Consider the following 15,853-nt stretch of genomic DNA (forward strand, 5'->3'; position numbering starts at 1 on the left):
GGTCGATCGACAGCGTGGCAACTCGGCAGAACGACGTGCAGCCGGAGTTCCGGCGGCTTGGCAACACCCCTCCGCTGCACCAGGTCGTGCAGCAGGAGATCAGGAACTACATCCTCAAACAGCGGCTGCGCCCCGGTGACCCGCTCAAGCCCGAGTCCGAGCTTGCCCGGCTGTTCGGGGTCAGTCGCAACTCGGTCCGCGAGGCGGTCAAGGCGCTGGAGTCCACCGGTGTGCTGGAGACGCGACGCGGCAGCGGCGTCTACGTATGCGACTTCTCCTTCACTCCGCTGCTCGAGCACCTCCCCTACGGCCTCATGCAGGACTATCGGGCCCTGCGGGAGTTGGTCGCGTTGCGGAAGACCCTCGAGGCCAACCTGGTCGCCGACGCGATGCGGGCCATGTCGCCCACGAGCGTCGCCGCGCTGCGGGAAAACCTGGAGACGATGCGCAGGCTCGCCGAACAGGGGGAGGGCTTCGCCGAGCAGGACCGCCAGTTCCACCAGCTGCTGTTCCGCGATCTCGGCAACGGGATGCTGCTGAGGCTGTTCGACCAGTTCTGGCTCGCCTTCCACGCCGCGGCGCCACCGTCACGCGGTCGCACGCCGATGGATGCCTACCACGGTCACGCCGCCATCTTCGACGCGATCCTCAGCGGCGACCCGGACCAGGCGCGTACGGCGATCCAGGACCACTACATCGGCATCGAGTCCAAACTCACCGAGGACCCGCCGGCGAAGACGCCGCCGCCCACAGAGACACCCACGGAATCAGGTTCCGCCCCGACATTGGAGGTTTGACCGTGAGATCCCGCGCGCTGTGGAGCAGACTGTCCGTACTGCTGCTGATGGCCAGCACGTTGCTGGTGGTTGCGCCGCCGGCATCGTCCGATGCGGCGATCCCCAACCCGACGGTGCTGTTCACCCGGGGCATGGGGGGATACGACTGCATCCGGGGTGCCAAGCTGGTGCCCGCCCGTGACGGCACTCTCATCGCCATCGGCAGTGCGAAGTACCGGAACGAAACAGGCGAGTGCCCGGACCTGACCCACACCGACATCGTGATGCGGCGGCGGGCCCTGGACGGCACCTGGGGTCCGCTGGTGAAGATCCGCTCCAACCCCAAGGGCGACGGCAGGATGCTCTCCGCGACTCCCGTCGTCGACCAGCGCACCGGCAACATCATGCTGTTCGTCCGCGACGGTTCGGACACCGACTTCGACGAGTCCGTATCGTACGTGCTGACCAGCGACGACAACGGCCAGACATGGCCGGAGACCGCCAGGTACCCGTGGGTGACCCGCCCCGGCCCCAGCCACGGCATCCAACTGGAGCACGGACCACATGCCAGGCGGCTGGTCGTCGCCATGTGGCTCGACACGACACCGCAGAAGACCCAGTTGATCTACAGCGACGACGGCGGCGTGAGCTGGACTCGTGGCGCCACGTCCACCGGGGAGTGGTCGGGCGAACCGAGCATCTTCGAGCGCAACGACGGCGCCATCTACGTCATGGCGCGCAACCAGGGCGCCGAGGACCTGGGCGACACCAAGACCTTCGGCATCAGCGCCGACGGCGGCGAGACGTTCACCGGCCCGTTCCAGGTCGTCGACAACCTGGTGGCGCCGAAGGTGTACGGCACCGTACTGCGCCTGCGGTCCACCTTGGACGGTGACAAGTACGACCGCGTGCTGTTCTCCTCCCCCGCCGAATACCGGGAACGGGCCGGGAGCAACACGAAGGACCGCCATCGGATGGTGATCCGGTCGAGCTACACCGAGGGCCGCACATGGCAGGGCGTCAACGACTCCGACAGCCAGACGATCCACACCGGTCCCGCCAGCTATACCAGCATGGCGGAGCTGCCCGACGGCAGGATCGCCCTGGCCTTCGAAGCGGGCGACGAGGGACAGGTGTCCCACCACGAGGTCCGGTTCACTACGTTCACCGAAGCGGACCTCGGCCTGCCGGACGACTACTCGGGCGGCACCGGCACCCCGGACACGTCCGGGCTGGGCAACACTGCCCGCATCCGGGGCACGACGCACGGCGGCGACGGCCGGTTCGACGGAGGCGTGACCCTCGACGGTGTCGACGACCACGTGCAGGTCCCGTTCGCGGAGTCGCTCGCGGTCGACGACGCCGACTTCACCACGATGGCGTGGCTGAAGTACAACGCCACCACAGGCAACCACCCGATCTTCTGGGCGTACGGCGTCGGCGACGACCGCTCCCAGATGTGGCTGCGGGCCGAACCGGGGAGCAACCGCATCCAGGGCCGCGTCCAGAGTGGCGCCAACGGCGGCTCGGTCATGTCGAGCAGCGCGTACAACGACGGCACGTGGCACCACATCGCGTTCCAGCGACAGGGCACCACATTGCGATTGTTCGTCGACGGCACGCTCACCGGCACAGCCACCGGTCCGACCAGTACGGTCAGCCCTGGCCGACCGTTCCAGATGGACATCGGACAGCGAATCGACGGTGCCCAGCACCTCGCCGGGTCACTGGATGAGGTTCGGCTCTACCAGAGGGCGCTCACCGAAGCCGAGATCGACCGCATCCACGCCAACAACGCCGTCAACGTCCCCGGCGCACTGTTGCGGCTGCCGTTCCACCCGAACTTCAAGACCACCGACGACACCTCGGCCAACAACAACGACGGTTTCGTCCGGCAGGCGGTGCCCGGTCCCGGCAGGTTCGGCAACGCGATGACCTTCGACGGCGTCGAGGACCGGGTCCACATCCCGTACAGCAACGCGACAAACCTCGGATCATCCCAGTTCACCATCACCACCTGGGTCAAGTACTCCGGCGGCACCGCCAGGCAGACACTGTTGTGGGCCTACGGCGTCAACGAGTCGAACAGCCAGTTGTGGATCCGCGCCGATCCCGCCAACAACACGATCACCACATCCGCCAGAACCCCCACCGGCGTCGTCCGCATCGACACCGACAAGGCATACGCCGACAACGCCTGGCATTTCCTCGCCCTGCGCCGTACCGACAGCCAACTGATCCTCTCCATCGACGGGGAAAACGTCGGCACTGCACCAGCCCCAACGGGATCGCTCACCGCCGGCCACACAGACGGCGTTCAGGGCATCCACCTCGGCGAAAAGCTTGACGGCACCGACACGTTCACCGGTGCCCTCGACGAGTTGCACCTGTACAGCCGGGCGCTGTCGGACGCCGAACTCGACGCGATGCGCGCCGACAACACCACACCTACCAACGGACTAGCCCTGCACCTTCCGCTGAACGACACCAACGTCCCGGCACCCTGACCCGAGCCACGTCGTTCGGGAACCGCGAGCGCGCTTCGAGTGGATACGGTCGTACCTGCACTGAACCTTTTTCAACCTGAACTGCGCGGCGCTCACACACCGCGGCGGACCTCGCCTCCGACGGACCGCAAGGGGAGGTTGAAAAAGGTTCACTGGACGTGGAGGTACGACCGCCCTCGGTCGCCAGTCCTGACGACCGGGCCGACCTGGCCGCCGAGCGATCCGAGGTCGGCACCCGAACGCACGAGCTGCTGGTGCGCTGGCTCGACAACACCAAGCCGCTGGCGCCCGAGGCCAACCGGCAACCGGAAGCTTCATGGTGGACTGGCCGGCCACGGCGATGGTGACGTCGGCGACGGGGTTGCCCTGACAGGTAACCGCTCCGGCGAGCGTGCCGGTGCCGGGCGGGTTGGGCGCGAAGGGCACGCCCTGGCCGCTGGCCAGTGCCTGCTCGTTGAAGGCGTACTGGAAGCCGATGGTTCCCGGGTGACCCCCAGCTCAGCGCCAGTTGGCCACACCGTCCCCGTTGAAAGGGAACCCGGACCGCAGGGCAGGCAAGTGGATCCGTCACCGTACTGGGCGGGCGGCTCGATCCCGCACCAGTGTGAACAGCTTTTCGTGCTCGTCCAGGCTTCGCTCGGCCGCGAAGAGTTCCCGCGCCTCGCGGGACTTGGCCTCCCGCCAGTCCGCCGGGGTGGCCGCCTGCTCCAGGATCGCCCGGTGCAGCGCGTCCGGGTCGCGGAGCGGGACCATCGAGCCGAACTGCGTCGCCTGGACGGGATACCGCCCGCCGGGCAGGTCGGTGGTCACCGACGGTACGCCGCACATCATCGCCTCGGCCTGCACGATACCGAACGACTCTGCGTTGGACGGCAGTGCGAACACGTCGATCGAGGCGTAGAAGTCATCGATCTCCTGGCCTCGTAGCTCGCCGAGCACCTTGACGCGGTTGTCCGCGCCGATCTCCGCCCTGATGTCCGCGAGGTTGTTGCCGCCCATCACGGTCTGGTAGTTGCCACCGATCAGCAGCCGGGCGTCGGGGTCGGCGATCCGGCGGAAGGCCCGGACGAGGTAGGGAATCCCTTTGTCCTCGACGATGCGGCCGAGGAAGCCGATGTGCAGCCCGCCGGTGCGGCGGTAACGCGGCTGGCCGCCACGGCGGTCGAGACATGGTGCGGCAATAGCGCGGAACTCCCGCCCCTTCATCAGCGGCCAGAACTTCGACGCATGGGCCTGGTCCTCGCTGTAGGCGACCACCGCCGCGGAACGGCGGATCGCGGCTCGGGTCGTCAGGTCAGACACGGCGACCGCGATCCGGCTCAGCCCGCCAGGAGGCAGGTACAGGTCGATGTGCAACATGCTCACAATCGGGGTGGGCCCGGCGAGTCTGGCCACCAGCGCGGCCTCGGCCATCGGCAGGTTTAGGTGGAGCAGGTCGGAGCGGCGGACGATCCGGGCTACCTCGAACGGGTACGCCGGGCTGATCTGCGTCCGGGAGATCCGGCCGAGCACCGGTGACCGGTAGACATCCACCCCATTGATGGTCTCCCGGCGCGGGGTGGACCGGTCGTGCTGGCTGGCCACCACCGCCACCCGCCAGCCACGCGCCGCCATCCCCTCGGCGACGGTACTAGCCGTATGGGTCAGGCCGCTCATGTACGGCAGGTAGTAGGTCAGGGCGACGGTGAGATCGTACCGTTGGTCTGAGTTGTTCATCGACGAGACGTCCTTTCTCGACAGTCTGGGATCGACACGACGACGAGCTTCCCGCTGAGGTCCGAAAGGCTGCCCTGGGACACCGCGGGAACCGCCCGAAGGTGGATGGTCAGCCGGCTGCGGTCGACGCGCTGATCTCCCACGACCAGCACGTGTCCGGCCCGGTGGCTACCAGCTCGGGTATGACCCGCGCCGGGTGGGTGGCCTGACGGCCGCGGTTTCCGGACCTCACGGTGTTCGCCCAAGATCCGGTACATGGTCGACACCGAGGCCACTTCGTCCATCGACCGCTCTGCGCCCTACTGGCCTGTCCCCCTCTCAGCCACGTGGCCCCGAGCCCAGGATGTGGTTCGCGCGATTCTTCAGGGCTCACCGCCGGACCACCTCCGCGTACGCCTGCAGCGTGCGGGCGGCCGCCGTATCCCAGGAATGGCGGCCGAGGATGTACCGGCGGGCACGGTCACCCAGCCCTGGGTCGTCGTCGCTCAGCACCCGGAGCAGCGCGGCCGCCAGTTCGTCTGGATCAAGTGTCTCGGTCCGCACGCACGCCCCCTCGGCGCTACCGACCACGTCCGGGTCGAAGCCGGGGCCGACCACCGCGCGGGCCCGCAGCGCCATCGCCTCCACGGCGGCGAACCCGAACGGCTCGTACGTCGACGGGAAGACGCAGGCGTCGGCCGCCACCACGTGGGCACGGAGCTCGTCGGTGTCCAGGTACCGCCCGAGTACGTGCACGCGCCCGGCCAGCCCTGCCTCCTCGACCCGCTCGCGCAGCCGCTGGTCGATGGAGGTGTCGTCGGGCCAGCCGGTGCCGGCCAGGATCAAGGTGACGTCGGCGCCATCGGCGAGCATCCGACGGACCGCCTCGATCAGCTCGTTCACCCCCTTGTGTGCCCCGTACCGGCCGGCGAACATGATCATCCGTCGTTTGTCCGGGATCCCGTACAGCGCCCGGATCTTGTCCCTTACGGCGCCGCGTTCGATGTCGTCCGGGCATTCCATCCGCCATGCCTTCCCGGGGCCGTGTGAGACCACGGCGATGTCGTCACGGCCGGCCAGGTGGGGGATGCCAGCTACGGTGTGCGTCGACGGGACCATGATCAACCGAGCTCGACGACTCAGCGCCCGGTTCAGTGTCCGTCCGAGCGCGGCGACCAGGCCCCGATCCCGGAGAAAGATCTCGGCTGAGTGCACGTGATAACAGACGGGCATCCGAAACAGGACGGCACAGATCAGCCCGGCTGGCGCACACATCCAGTCGTGCACCGCGACCAGGTCGACCTTCTCCCGGGCGTGCAGCCGGCGGGCGTACCAAGCCCCGACCATGTTCAGCCGGGCGACCGCGGCCATCATCCCGATTCGGGACCGCGGCAGTGAGGTTCGGGCCCATGGCGGCGTGACCAACACCCGGCGGATGGTCGCCTCGTGGTACTGGAACACGCGCTTCAGGCGGTGGTGCCGGGACGCACCTACCAGATGGACCTCGGCATCCTGGGAGGCCAGGGCACCGAGCAGCCCCTCTATGTAGGTACCGATCCCGCCAAATGGATCGGGCGGCGCGCCGGTGGAGACGATGACGATCCTCACGTCACCCTGCCTTTCTGATCATCCGGAACGACCACCCGGAACACCTGGGCCGCATGGTCGGAGAAGGCCTCACCGCCGCTGCCGAGCCGATAGTCGAGCGCGGTCAGGTCTCCGGTCGTGAACAGCCAGTCGAGCCGCCACAGCCGAGGCAGTGGATAGTCGGAGGCGGGCCACGTGCCGGGCGGCGCGAGAGACCCCGTGGGGACATGCACCCGGATATCGGCGCCGGGCGGGGACAACTCCATCCAGGGCGAGTTGAAATCACCGGCCAACACGGCCGCGTGGGGGTTTCCAGCCAGATCGGCGCGCAGCTTGCGTAGCTCGCGGAGCCGCCAGACGCCCTGCTCCTTGAGTGCCCGATAGAAACCGCCGCTCAAGGGGTTGCCGTTGATCCGGAAGGGCACCGGGAGGTGCACATTGTAGAAGGAGACTATGCGCCCCCCGACTTGGATGTCGGTACGTTGCGCCTTGGTCCCCTTTCTGAACCATTCCATGCCCGTACCGGGAACTGGATGGTGGTACGCCGCGACGATGGGCAATCGGGACAGCGTGACCAACTCGCCCTCGACCGACATCTGGTAGCCAGGGAACTCCGTGCGGAGCCGGGCCGAGTCGTCGATACGGACCGGCTCCCCCCGCCGATACACGTATTCCTGCAAGAGATAGATATCGGCGTCCTGCTGGCGCAGGAAGGCGTAGAAGGCGTCCTCGTCGTTCACCATCTCCCAGTAGTCCGTGTTCCAGGCGAAGACCTTGACCGTCCTACCTCCGGGACCGCCGGTAGCGGTGTCCGCACACGCCGGGCCATAGCCTGCCAACTGAGTCCCGGAAAGCAGCACAAGAACCAGGACCACGGAAAGCCGACAGCGCATCTGCCGCGCGAACGGCACCAGCGTGAGAAAGAGCAGTGGCACCGTCACCACGGCAAGCGGTGGGGTGGCCTCGAAGATGAACCATGGCCACCAGCGGCCGACGAGCAGAACATGTAAGAGGAGGAACGTGATCCATGCCGCGGTGGCCGCGACGAGGAGCCGTGTTCCCCTGCCCCAGAGGCCGGTCACCGTGTCCGGGTCAGGAACCGCAACAGTGCCTCTCTTCCGAAGCCACGGCCACGGCCGCTGGCGATCTCCACTGTGGTGCTCTTCAGGGGGAACGGCTCCGCCGGCACCGGGACACCGAGAAACTCGCACAGTGGTCCCCATTCATCACGGATATCATAAATGAGCAGGCGACCAGCGGGGACAGTCTCGATGACCTGATCCGTGTGTGCCTGAAATTGCTCGACGGCGCGTTCTGGTTTCCCTTCGGCCACCAGTTTCAGGGCCTGGCCTTCGAGCGTACGCTGAAACAGCTCAATCAGTGGGGCAAGGTCCGTACCGAGCGTCGACGACACTCGTATGGCGCCCCTGCCGTACCACGTGTTTATGTGCCGTCGCCGCTTGAGTAGTGTCCTTTGGATGCTGCTTATCCATTGCTCCGGGTCGCGTACCGTGTGGACGACTTTCACCTCCGGGCAATACTCGACAAGTCTCCGCCAGCAGGGCGTGACCGGCTCGCACACGATTGATCTATAACCAGCGAATATCTCCTCCCAGGCCGACGCCTTGCCTTCAACGGCCCCGAGCAATGGCCGGATCAGCCGGGGATTCCTGAATACCTCCCCGGCCTCAAGACACGGCCCGAAGCCGAGTTGCACCAGCGCGGCAGTGAGGGATGTCGTCCCCGTCCGGCCGTACCCGGTACCTATGACGTGCATCATTGCCTACTCCCTAGTAAGCGATTGGGCAGGTGACGCTTGAGCTGCCCCTCGTCTGGCTGTCACGAAGCGAGTCCCGGCCAGCACTCCCAGCACTCCGAGGGTCGCGATCACATGCCCCAAAGTGGTGACGAACCGGCTCAGCAGCAGCAGTACGATGAGGTCCGGGCCACTGACCAGGACGCCGAGCGTGAGGCCGAGCACGACCTCACGCACGCCGAGGCCGGCAGGTGCCTGCGACAGCGCTCCGGCGATCGCGCTGAGGACGAAACCGCCTAGGCCAAGTGTCATCGCGGATGCGGGAGGTGCGCCGAGGGCGACCGCGAGGATCACCGCGTGCGTGCCGTTGCAGCACCACCCGAGGACGTTGAGTGCGACCACCCCCATAGTGGTCCTACCGCTGGGCAGCACGATCTCGTGTTCACCACGTCGCAAGATGCGTTGTCCGAGGCCGAGCAGTCTGGTGAGCAGGCGTGGCACCAGGATGACCGCGCCGGCGGCGGAGAGCACGAGCGGCACCGACAGCCACCACATTGGATCGTCCGTCGCCAGGTGCGGAACCGCCACCAAGCCGACGATGCCCCCGCTGAGCATGGTCATAACGAGCGTGATCAGACCAGCCGCCATGAGCCGGGACGCTGGCGCTCCGACCCTCCTCGCGAGCGCGGCCTGCACGATCGGGGGCCAGATCCCGCCGGGAAGATAGACCGTCACTCCAGACAGGAAGTACACCCAGGCCGCATCGGAAATCGTGAGTCGTACACCGGTGCCGGCGACCAGCAGTCTCCACCCGAAGAATCCCGGAGCGGTTCCCACCACGGTGAATCCGACCGCGAGACCGACGGCGCTCCAGCCCACAGAACTCAGACTGTCGCCGAGCCCATTTCGTACACGCCAGATCTGCCAAGACAGAAATACGACGATGATCGAATAGACGATGGTTCGGAGGACCTTGAGCAGACACCGACGGCCGTTCGGTGAATTCGTCACTACCGCACCAGCGTCCCCGGCAGCCGGGCACCGATCGCCGGCGAGTAATCCTCCATCGGGGGCGGCCACTTCGGCTCCTCACGGTAGACGGATTGCATTGATGGAGGGGACGTTGATCACGAGTACGAGTGCGCCGATCGCGCAGACCCAGCTCCCGATGGACACGATGAGGGCACGGTCCCGCAGGAGCAACCGGACCGGGTCACCGCCTTCCTTCAGCACCAGGACCACCTGGAGGTACCGGAAGAGCGTGTACAGCACGAAAGGCAAGGAGATCAGCAGCACCTCCTGTCTGTACGGTGCGATCGGCGCCTCGGTGGCCAGGTACGTCAACGTGGCGGCGAGACAGAGCACGCTGGCGAGCAGCAGCAGATGGTTCAGGAATTCCACCGAGTAGCCACGGAGCGAGGGGCGGTGCTCAACTCCCACCTCCACCAGTTCGTACCGGCGTTTTCCGAGGATCAGCAGGAGCGATCCGGAGAAGACAGCAATGAGCATCCAACTGGATGCCGCGACGCCGGTGGCCAGGTATCCCTGAACGACCCGCAACACGAACCCACCGGAGATCGCGCCCATTTCGATCAACGGCACATGCTTGAGGCCGGCGGTGTAGACGAGGTTCAGACCCAGATATCCGAGTATCGGCCAGGAACTGCCGTGCGGAGCGAACGCGAACAGCAGGCCCAGACCGCCGGTCAGCACTGCGCCGTACAGGACGAGCGCGGTGACGGAGAGCCGGCCAGCGGCGATCGGACGCCGGCTCTTTCCCGAGTGCAGTCGGTCGAGGCGCCGGTCGACCACGTCGTTGACGAGGTAGACCACGGCGGCGGCGAGGATGAACGCCACGATGGACCAGGCCACGCGCTCGAGAGCGGGCCACGACCACACCTCCAGGTCCACCAGCGCAATCGGCACCACCAGCACGTTCTTGATCCAGTGCGCCGGCCGGGCCAGCAGGAAGAGGTCCATGACCTGCCGCCGTACACCGGCCCGTTCCCGCTTGGTGGGTTGTTCCCGCTTGGTGGGTTGTTCCCACACGACATTGACGCTGTCCACGCGGCCCCCTGCCTGCCTTAGAAGAAGACTCTCGCCAACGACAGGGCTCCCTGGCGCCAGGCGTCCCGGCTGGTTCGGCCTACACCCGCCGGGCGCTGTTGGCACCACCAGTCATAAGAGCGCAGAATCGCGTCCTCATTGGAGAACCGTGGCGAGAATCCGAGTCGTTCACGTGCCTTGTCGATGGACACGTACGAGTCAATCAGCAGTTTGTGTGTCAGCCGGCGATAGACCGGCGAGAGGTGGCTACGCTCCAGCAGCCGCAGAAGCGGCAGGGCAGGCCATACCGGCAGCGATACGACACGCTTACCGTGCCCCGCGGCATCGAGTACCGACTGAAATGCGGCGCGCAGCGTTCCGAACTCGGCGGCACCTAGATTGTACGTATCGCTGGCGGCCTCGTCGGGTGCCGACAGCAGCAGCATGATGAACTCGACGAGGTCCTCCACGGCGAGCATCTGACTCAGAATGTCGCCGCGCCCGAGAACGGGAAAGTTGCGGCCGTCCGCGGCCCATTCGAAAAGCATCGCGAACAGGCCCATGCGGCCGGGGCCGAGAAAGGTCTTCGGGCGAACAATCGACACGCACATTCCATTGTCGCGAAATTCCTCCGCGATCTCCTCCGCCTCCGCCTTGGCCCGGCTGTAGGCGTCCACCGGCCGGCGCGGATGGGTCTCCGAAGTCGGCACCTCTAACGGCAGGCCGTACACCGCGGCCGAGGAGACATGGATGACACGAGGCACATCGGCGGCCCGGGCGGTCTCGAAGACATTGCGGGTGCCGTCGACGCTGATTTCCCGGAGCCGTCCCTTCGAATAGCTCGGCAATCCGCTCGCACAGTGCACGACGGCGGCGGCACCGGAGAACAGGTCGGTCAGGAACACCTTATCGCCGATGTCTCCGATCGTGTGCTCCACGCCGTTCGTCGGCTCCACGGGCGGGCGTAGGTCGACGCTGTGAACCACATATCCCGCACGCGCCAACCGGCGAACCAGGTTGTCCCCCAGCATTCCGGATCCGCCTGTCACCACGATCCGATCGCCCACCGAATCGCCCCCTTCTTACGCTGAACTGAGTTGTTTTGCTCGCGGTGGCGCAGTCCCACGTCCTGAACGATTCCCGAAAAGCCGCCGGACGTCTCTGGCGGGCCGAACAAATGCCCTGAGATAGCCACGCATCGCGGCGGCTACGTCAGCTCGGATCACATTAAGACCGATGAACGACGGATCGATCTTCCCCGGGACACTGGTTTCCTGGTGTCCACGGGCATAGCTTGCGTCTCGGCCGAGTTCTCGCAGGACGGCCGCGGTCGCGGTGACGGATGCCCTGTACTGTGCATCGGTCACGGCCTGGCCGGCGCCGGATTTGCGGGGCTCGAATACCGCCGCAGTGTGATGCATAGGACGCCGATGGGGTTAAACGGCCCGCTCGCACCTCGTACTGTTGTCTGACCTTCGCGGGGATGATCGGTTTTGGTCGAATCTCATCAAACCGTCTCCTTATATCCAAGATCTTTGGTGCGCGAGAGTCGCATGCGCCAACCCGATGAACCGAGCACATTGAAGCACACCACACGGCTGTTTCAATCTGGCTTCACCCCGGAAAGTAGTCGTCTGGTCTCTGTCTCTAACCGGGAAAAGACCCTCCCGACTTGGCTCATTTAGTGCGTGCCGTGGATGTCATCGAGGGCGGTGCGGAGGTCGTCGGGTACTGGGTCGGCTGCCGGTGAGGGTGTGGTCGCCGGTCCGGATTTTCGATGGTGCGGTAGCGGCGGGCGGTGGTGACGAAGCGCCTGATCGATGTGCTGCGGGACGCGGAGCCGGAACACCTCGGCCTCTGCGAAGGCCGCCGAGGCGGCCCGGGCGCACTCGATGTTGCCCACCTGGCCGGCCTCCTGCCGGTACACCCCGGAGACGGCTACCCCGACGCTGGTGCGACGCTGCGGCGTCGCCCCGCGCTTGTGGCTGGCGCCGCCCGTGCCCCTGCGGTCGGTCAGCATCGCTTCCCGCGATGCCTGGACCCTCTGTTGCCATGCCGGACCTGGGGATCGAACCTCGATGCCTGCCAGCACAGCCCACACGTCACGGGTGTGGGCTGGGTTACGAGCCCCAGATGGTCGGGACGACGGCATCGCACGTGGTCGCGTGGCGACGCATTGACTGTCTCCTATTCGGTCGGCTAACGTATGACGTCTGATGAATGTTGGACACAGTGACACCCTCGAAGGATTCCCGCGATGTCCTCGTCAACGTTTCGGTTCTCCTGCCGTGCGACCGTCACGACCGGGGCGGCTGGGGCCGCCGCTGCCACTGGACTGTGGACGGTAGGCGCGGCCGCTGCCACCGACGGTCCGAGCAGCTACCCGGCGATGAGGGCGTCGGTTGACCAGCATCCACCGGCCCCCGCGTGGTTTCCGGATGCCAGGTTCGGCATCTACTACCACTGGCGCTTGTAGGGCCAACCACTGACGGCCACGCTGAGCCCCGTCCTGCGCCAGCTAGCGGCCGTTTCAGTCCTCCCCCGGTAGGGGCGTGTGTGGGTCCGCTCGATGGCAAGGCGGACCCGGGCCCTGATCCCGAAGTACCCGTATGCCCGAGCAAAAGCCGACGACCAAGGGTGTGACCGTCCTATGAAAACACGCGCGATCGCCGCGACAGCCGCCGCTGTCCTCCTCGCCGCCGGCACGGCGGCGGCCATTGTCAACCCCGGGTCACCGGCCGCCGCGCACCCGGTGAACTCGGCCGACTTCCAGCAGGTCGAGCTCGCCCGGGGGGTGGCCGAGCTGGGTGAGCCGATGTCCATGGCGGTACTGCCGGACCGCTCGGTGCTGCACACCGCCCGTAATGGGGTGCTGCGTCGAACCACTGCCACCGGGGTCACCAACGTGATCGGCACCCTGCAGGTCTACACGCACGACGAGGAGGGCCTGCAGGGCGTGGCGGTGGACCCGGGTTTTTCCAGCAACCGGTTCATCTACCTCTACTACGCACCGCCACTGTCCACTCCGGGCGGCGACGCGCCGGCCACCGGGACGGACTTCTCGGCGTGGAACGGGGTGAACCGGCTGGCCAGGTTCACGCTCAACGCTGACTTCACACTCAACACGGCCAGCCAGGTGACCGTGTTGGAGGTCTCGACCAACCGCGGCATGTGCTGCCATGTCGGCGGCGACATCGACTTTGACGCGGCCGGCAACCTGTATCTGTCCACAGGGGATGACTCGAACCCCTTCGACTCGGGCGGTTACACCCCCATCGACGAACGCACCAACCGCAACCCGGTCTACGACGCGCAGCGCAGCGCGGGCAACACCAACGACCTGCGTGGCAAGGTACTGCGGATCAAGGTAAACCCGAACGGGACGTACTCCATTCCGGCCGGCAACCTGTTCCCGCCCGGCACCGCCGGCACCCGGCCGGAAATCTACGCGATGGGCCTCCGCAACCCGTTCCGGCTCAGCGTGGACAAGTCGACCGGCGCGGTGTACGTCAGCGACTACGGACCCGATGCCGGCACGACCAGCGCCACCCGTGGCCCGGCGGGCCAGGTCGAGTTCAACCGGATCACGTCGGCCGGCAACTACGGCTGGCCCTACTGCACCGGGTCGAACACCACGTCCGAGACCTATGTGGACTACGTGTTTCCGAACGGGCCGTCCGGAAACAGGTTCAACTGCGCCGCGCCGGTAAACAACTCTCCGCGCAACACGGGGCTGACCAACCTGCCGGCCGCGCGCCCGGCGTGGATCAAGTACGACAACTGTTCGCTGGCCGCGTTCGGCTGCGGCTCGGAATCACCGATGGGCGGCGTGGTGTACCGCTACGACGCGGCCAACCCGTCCGCGGTCAAGTTCCCGGCCTCCCTCGACGGGCACTACTTCGCCATGGAGTTCGGTCGGCGCTGGATCAAGACCATCGACGTCAACGCCGACGGGTCGGCCGGGCAGATCAGCGAGTTCCCGTGGCGCGGCACGCAGATCATTGACAGCGACTTCGGCCCCGACGGAGCGCTGTACGTGTTGGACTACGGCACCGGCTGGGGCAGCGGCGACGCCAGCTCCGCGCTGTACCGCATCGAGTACAACCCGGCCGGCAACCAGGCGCCGGTCGCCCGCGCCAGCGCCAACCGCACGTCCGGCATCGCGCCGCTGACCGTCGACTTCTCCTCGGCCGGATCCTCGGACCCCGAGGGCGGTGCGCTGACCTACTCGTGGAACTTCGGTGACGGCGGCACCTCCACGGCGGCCAACCCCAGTCACACCTTCACCGGCGACGGCCAGCGTACGGTCACGCTGACCGTGACCGATCCCGCGGGTCGCACCGGCGCCGCGTCGGTGGTGATCACGGTCGGCAACACCGCACCCACGGTCACGATGAGTACGCCGATCGACGGAAGCCTGTTCAACTTCGGCGACAACGTGCCGTACACCATCACGGTGTCGGACCCCGAGGACGGCACGGTCGACTGCGAGCGGGTGAAGCTGACCTATTTCCTCGGGCACGACGATCACGGGCATTCGATCACCTCGCGTACCGGGTGCTCGGGAACGCTGCAGATCCCGGTGGACGGTGAGCACGACACGGCGGCCAACCTGTTCGCGGTGTTCGACGCCGAGTACACCGACGGAGGTGCAAACGGTCAGCCGGCGCTGACCACGCACCAGCAGCACGTCCTTCAGCCACGGCACCGGCAGGCCGAGCACCGTGACACCCAGTCGGGTACCGGGCTGTTCAACAAGGCGACCGCGGAGGGCGGGCAGACCGTCGGCGACATCAGCAACGGCGACTGGATCGCGTTCCAGCGCTACGGGCTCGCGGGAGAGACCCAATTTACCGCCCGGGTGTCCTCCGGCGGCTCGGGTGGCACGCTCTCGGTCCGCGCCGGCTCGCCGACCGGCACGGTGCTCGGCTCGGTCACCGTGCCGGCCACGGGCGGTTGGGACATCTTCACCGAGGTTTCCACGGCGCTCTCCGCGGTTCCGGCCGGCACCACCACGTTGTACCTGACCTTCCACGGCGGCACCGGAACGCTGTTCGACGTGGACGCCTTCACGTTCGGCACGGCCCCCAGTGGCGGCGGCACCGGACGGATCGTCGGCGCCGGCGGCGCATGCGTCGACGTCAACGGGGGCAGCACCGCCGACGGCGCCAAGATCCAGCTGTGGGCCTGCAACGGCGGCACGAACCAGCAATGGACCCGCAACGGCAACACCTGGCGGTCACTCGGCAAGTGCATGGGCGTGGCCGGCGGCGCCACCGCCGACGGCAGCCTGGTGCAGCTGTCGACCTGCAACGGCGCCGGCGGGCAGAACTGGACGGCGGGAGCCAACGGCTCCCTGGTCAACGCTCAGTCAGGCAAATGTCTCGACGCCAACGGCGGCAGCTCCGCCAACGGCACCCAGCTCATCATCTGGAGCTGCCACGGCGGCACCAACCAACGCTGGACCCTGCCATGAGAGGAATCCC

General features: G+C 66.9%; 12 protein-coding genes. 4 read left to right on the forward strand and 8 right to left on the reverse strand.

Annotated elements, in window-relative coordinates; genetic code table 11:
- The first annotated feature begins 14 nt into the window (after positions 1-14).
- From ACSMXO_RS25395 to ACSMXO_RS25405, 3 genes are all read left to right on the forward strand, one after another.
- Positions 15-797, forward strand: coding sequence for a FadR/GntR family transcriptional regulator (locus ACSMXO_RS25395; RefSeq protein WP_346262341.1), 783 nt, complete (start codon positions 15-17; stop codon positions 795-797).
- 2 nt (positions 798-799) lie between these two features.
- Positions 800-3,283 (forward strand): LamG-like jellyroll fold domain-containing protein, encoded by a 2,484-nt coding sequence (locus ACSMXO_RS25400; protein ID WP_455414065.1) that lies wholly within the window; start codon positions 800-802, stop codon positions 3,281-3,283.
- A gap of 158 nt (positions 3,284-3,441) precedes the next feature.
- Positions 3,442-3,630: a hypothetical protein gene (locus ACSMXO_RS25405; RefSeq protein WP_455414066.1), complete on the forward strand. Its 189-nt coding sequence runs from the start codon at positions 3,442-3,444 to the stop codon at positions 3,628-3,630.
- Between the two features lie 220 nt (positions 3,631-3,850).
- Here the strand turns inward: ACSMXO_RS25405 and ACSMXO_RS25410 are convergent, their stop codons facing one another.
- The 8 genes from ACSMXO_RS25410 to ACSMXO_RS25445 all read right to left on the reverse strand — a co-directional run bounded on the left by ACSMXO_RS25410 (position 3,851) and on the right by ACSMXO_RS25445 (position 12,387).
- Entirely contained in the window at positions 3,851-4,999 is a 1,149-nt protein-coding gene (locus ACSMXO_RS25410; protein ID WP_455414067.1) for a glycosyltransferase family 4 protein, read from the reverse strand.
- A 369-nt stretch (positions 5,000-5,368) separates the two neighbouring features.
- Positions 5,369-6,586, reverse strand: coding sequence for a glycosyltransferase family 4 protein (locus tag ACSMXO_RS25415; RefSeq protein WP_455414068.1), 1,218 nt, complete (start codon positions 6,584-6,586; stop codon positions 5,369-5,371).
- Positions 6,583-7,647, reverse strand: coding sequence for an endonuclease/exonuclease/phosphatase family protein (locus tag ACSMXO_RS25420; RefSeq protein WP_455414069.1), 1,065 nt, complete (start codon positions 7,645-7,647; stop codon positions 6,583-6,585). The genes ACSMXO_RS25415 and ACSMXO_RS25420 overlap by 4 nt, the downstream gene beginning before the upstream one ends.
- Positions 7,644-8,345 (reverse strand): sulfotransferase family protein, encoded by a 702-nt coding sequence (locus ACSMXO_RS25425; RefSeq protein ID WP_455414070.1) that lies wholly within the window; start codon positions 8,343-8,345, stop codon positions 7,644-7,646. The genes ACSMXO_RS25420 and ACSMXO_RS25425 overlap by 4 nt, the downstream gene beginning before the upstream one ends.
- A gap of 3 nt (positions 8,346-8,348) precedes the next feature.
- Complete coding sequence (locus ACSMXO_RS25430; protein WP_455414071.1) at positions 8,349-9,332, reverse strand: lysylphosphatidylglycerol synthase domain-containing protein; 984 nt, start codon at positions 9,330-9,332, stop codon at positions 8,349-8,351.
- A gap of 78 nt (positions 9,333-9,410) precedes the next feature.
- Positions 9,411-10,370 carry a UbiA prenyltransferase family protein gene (locus ACSMXO_RS25435; RefSeq protein ID WP_455414072.1) on the reverse strand — a complete coding sequence of 320 codons (960 nt, stop codon included), beginning with the start codon at positions 10,368-10,370 and terminating at the stop codon, positions 9,411-9,413.
- 35 nt (positions 10,371-10,405) lie between these two features.
- Entirely contained in the window at positions 10,406-11,434 is a 1,029-nt protein-coding gene (locus ACSMXO_RS25440) for an NAD-dependent epimerase/dehydratase family protein (RefSeq protein WP_346262350.1), read from the reverse strand.
- A gap of 614 nt (positions 11,435-12,048) precedes the next feature.
- Positions 12,049-12,387: a hypothetical protein gene (locus tag ACSMXO_RS25445; protein ID WP_455414073.1), complete on the reverse strand. Its 339-nt coding sequence runs from the start codon at positions 12,385-12,387 to the stop codon at positions 12,049-12,051.
- A 630-nt stretch (positions 12,388-13,017) separates the two neighbouring features.
- Here ACSMXO_RS25445 and ACSMXO_RS25450 point away from each other — a divergent pair.
- Positions 13,018-15,843 carry a PQQ-dependent sugar dehydrogenase gene (locus ACSMXO_RS25450; protein WP_455414074.1) on the forward strand — a complete coding sequence of 942 codons (2,826 nt, stop codon included), beginning with the start codon at positions 13,018-13,020 and terminating at the stop codon, positions 15,841-15,843.
- Positions 15,844-15,853 lie beyond the last annotated feature (10 nt).

This window comes from Plantactinospora sp. DSM 117369 (assembly GCF_053764795.1).

Bases quoted from the DNA above. Each gene is read 5' to 3' on its own strand.
- ACSMXO_RS25445 (WP_455414073.1), bottom strand. From the start codon at position 12,387: ATGCTGACCGACCGCAGGGGCACGGGCGGCGCCAGCCACAAGCGCGGG.
- ACSMXO_RS25410 (WP_455414067.1), bottom strand. From the start codon at position 4,999: ATGAACAACTCAGACCAACGGTACGATCTCACCGTCGCCCTGACCTAC.
- ACSMXO_RS25450 (WP_455414074.1), top strand. From the start codon at position 13,018: ATGAAAACACGCGCGATCGCCGCGACAGCCGCCGCTGTCCTCCTCGCC.
- ACSMXO_RS25425 (WP_455414070.1), bottom strand. From the start codon at position 8,345: ATGATGCACGTCATAGGTACCGGGTACGGCCGGACGGGGACGACATCC.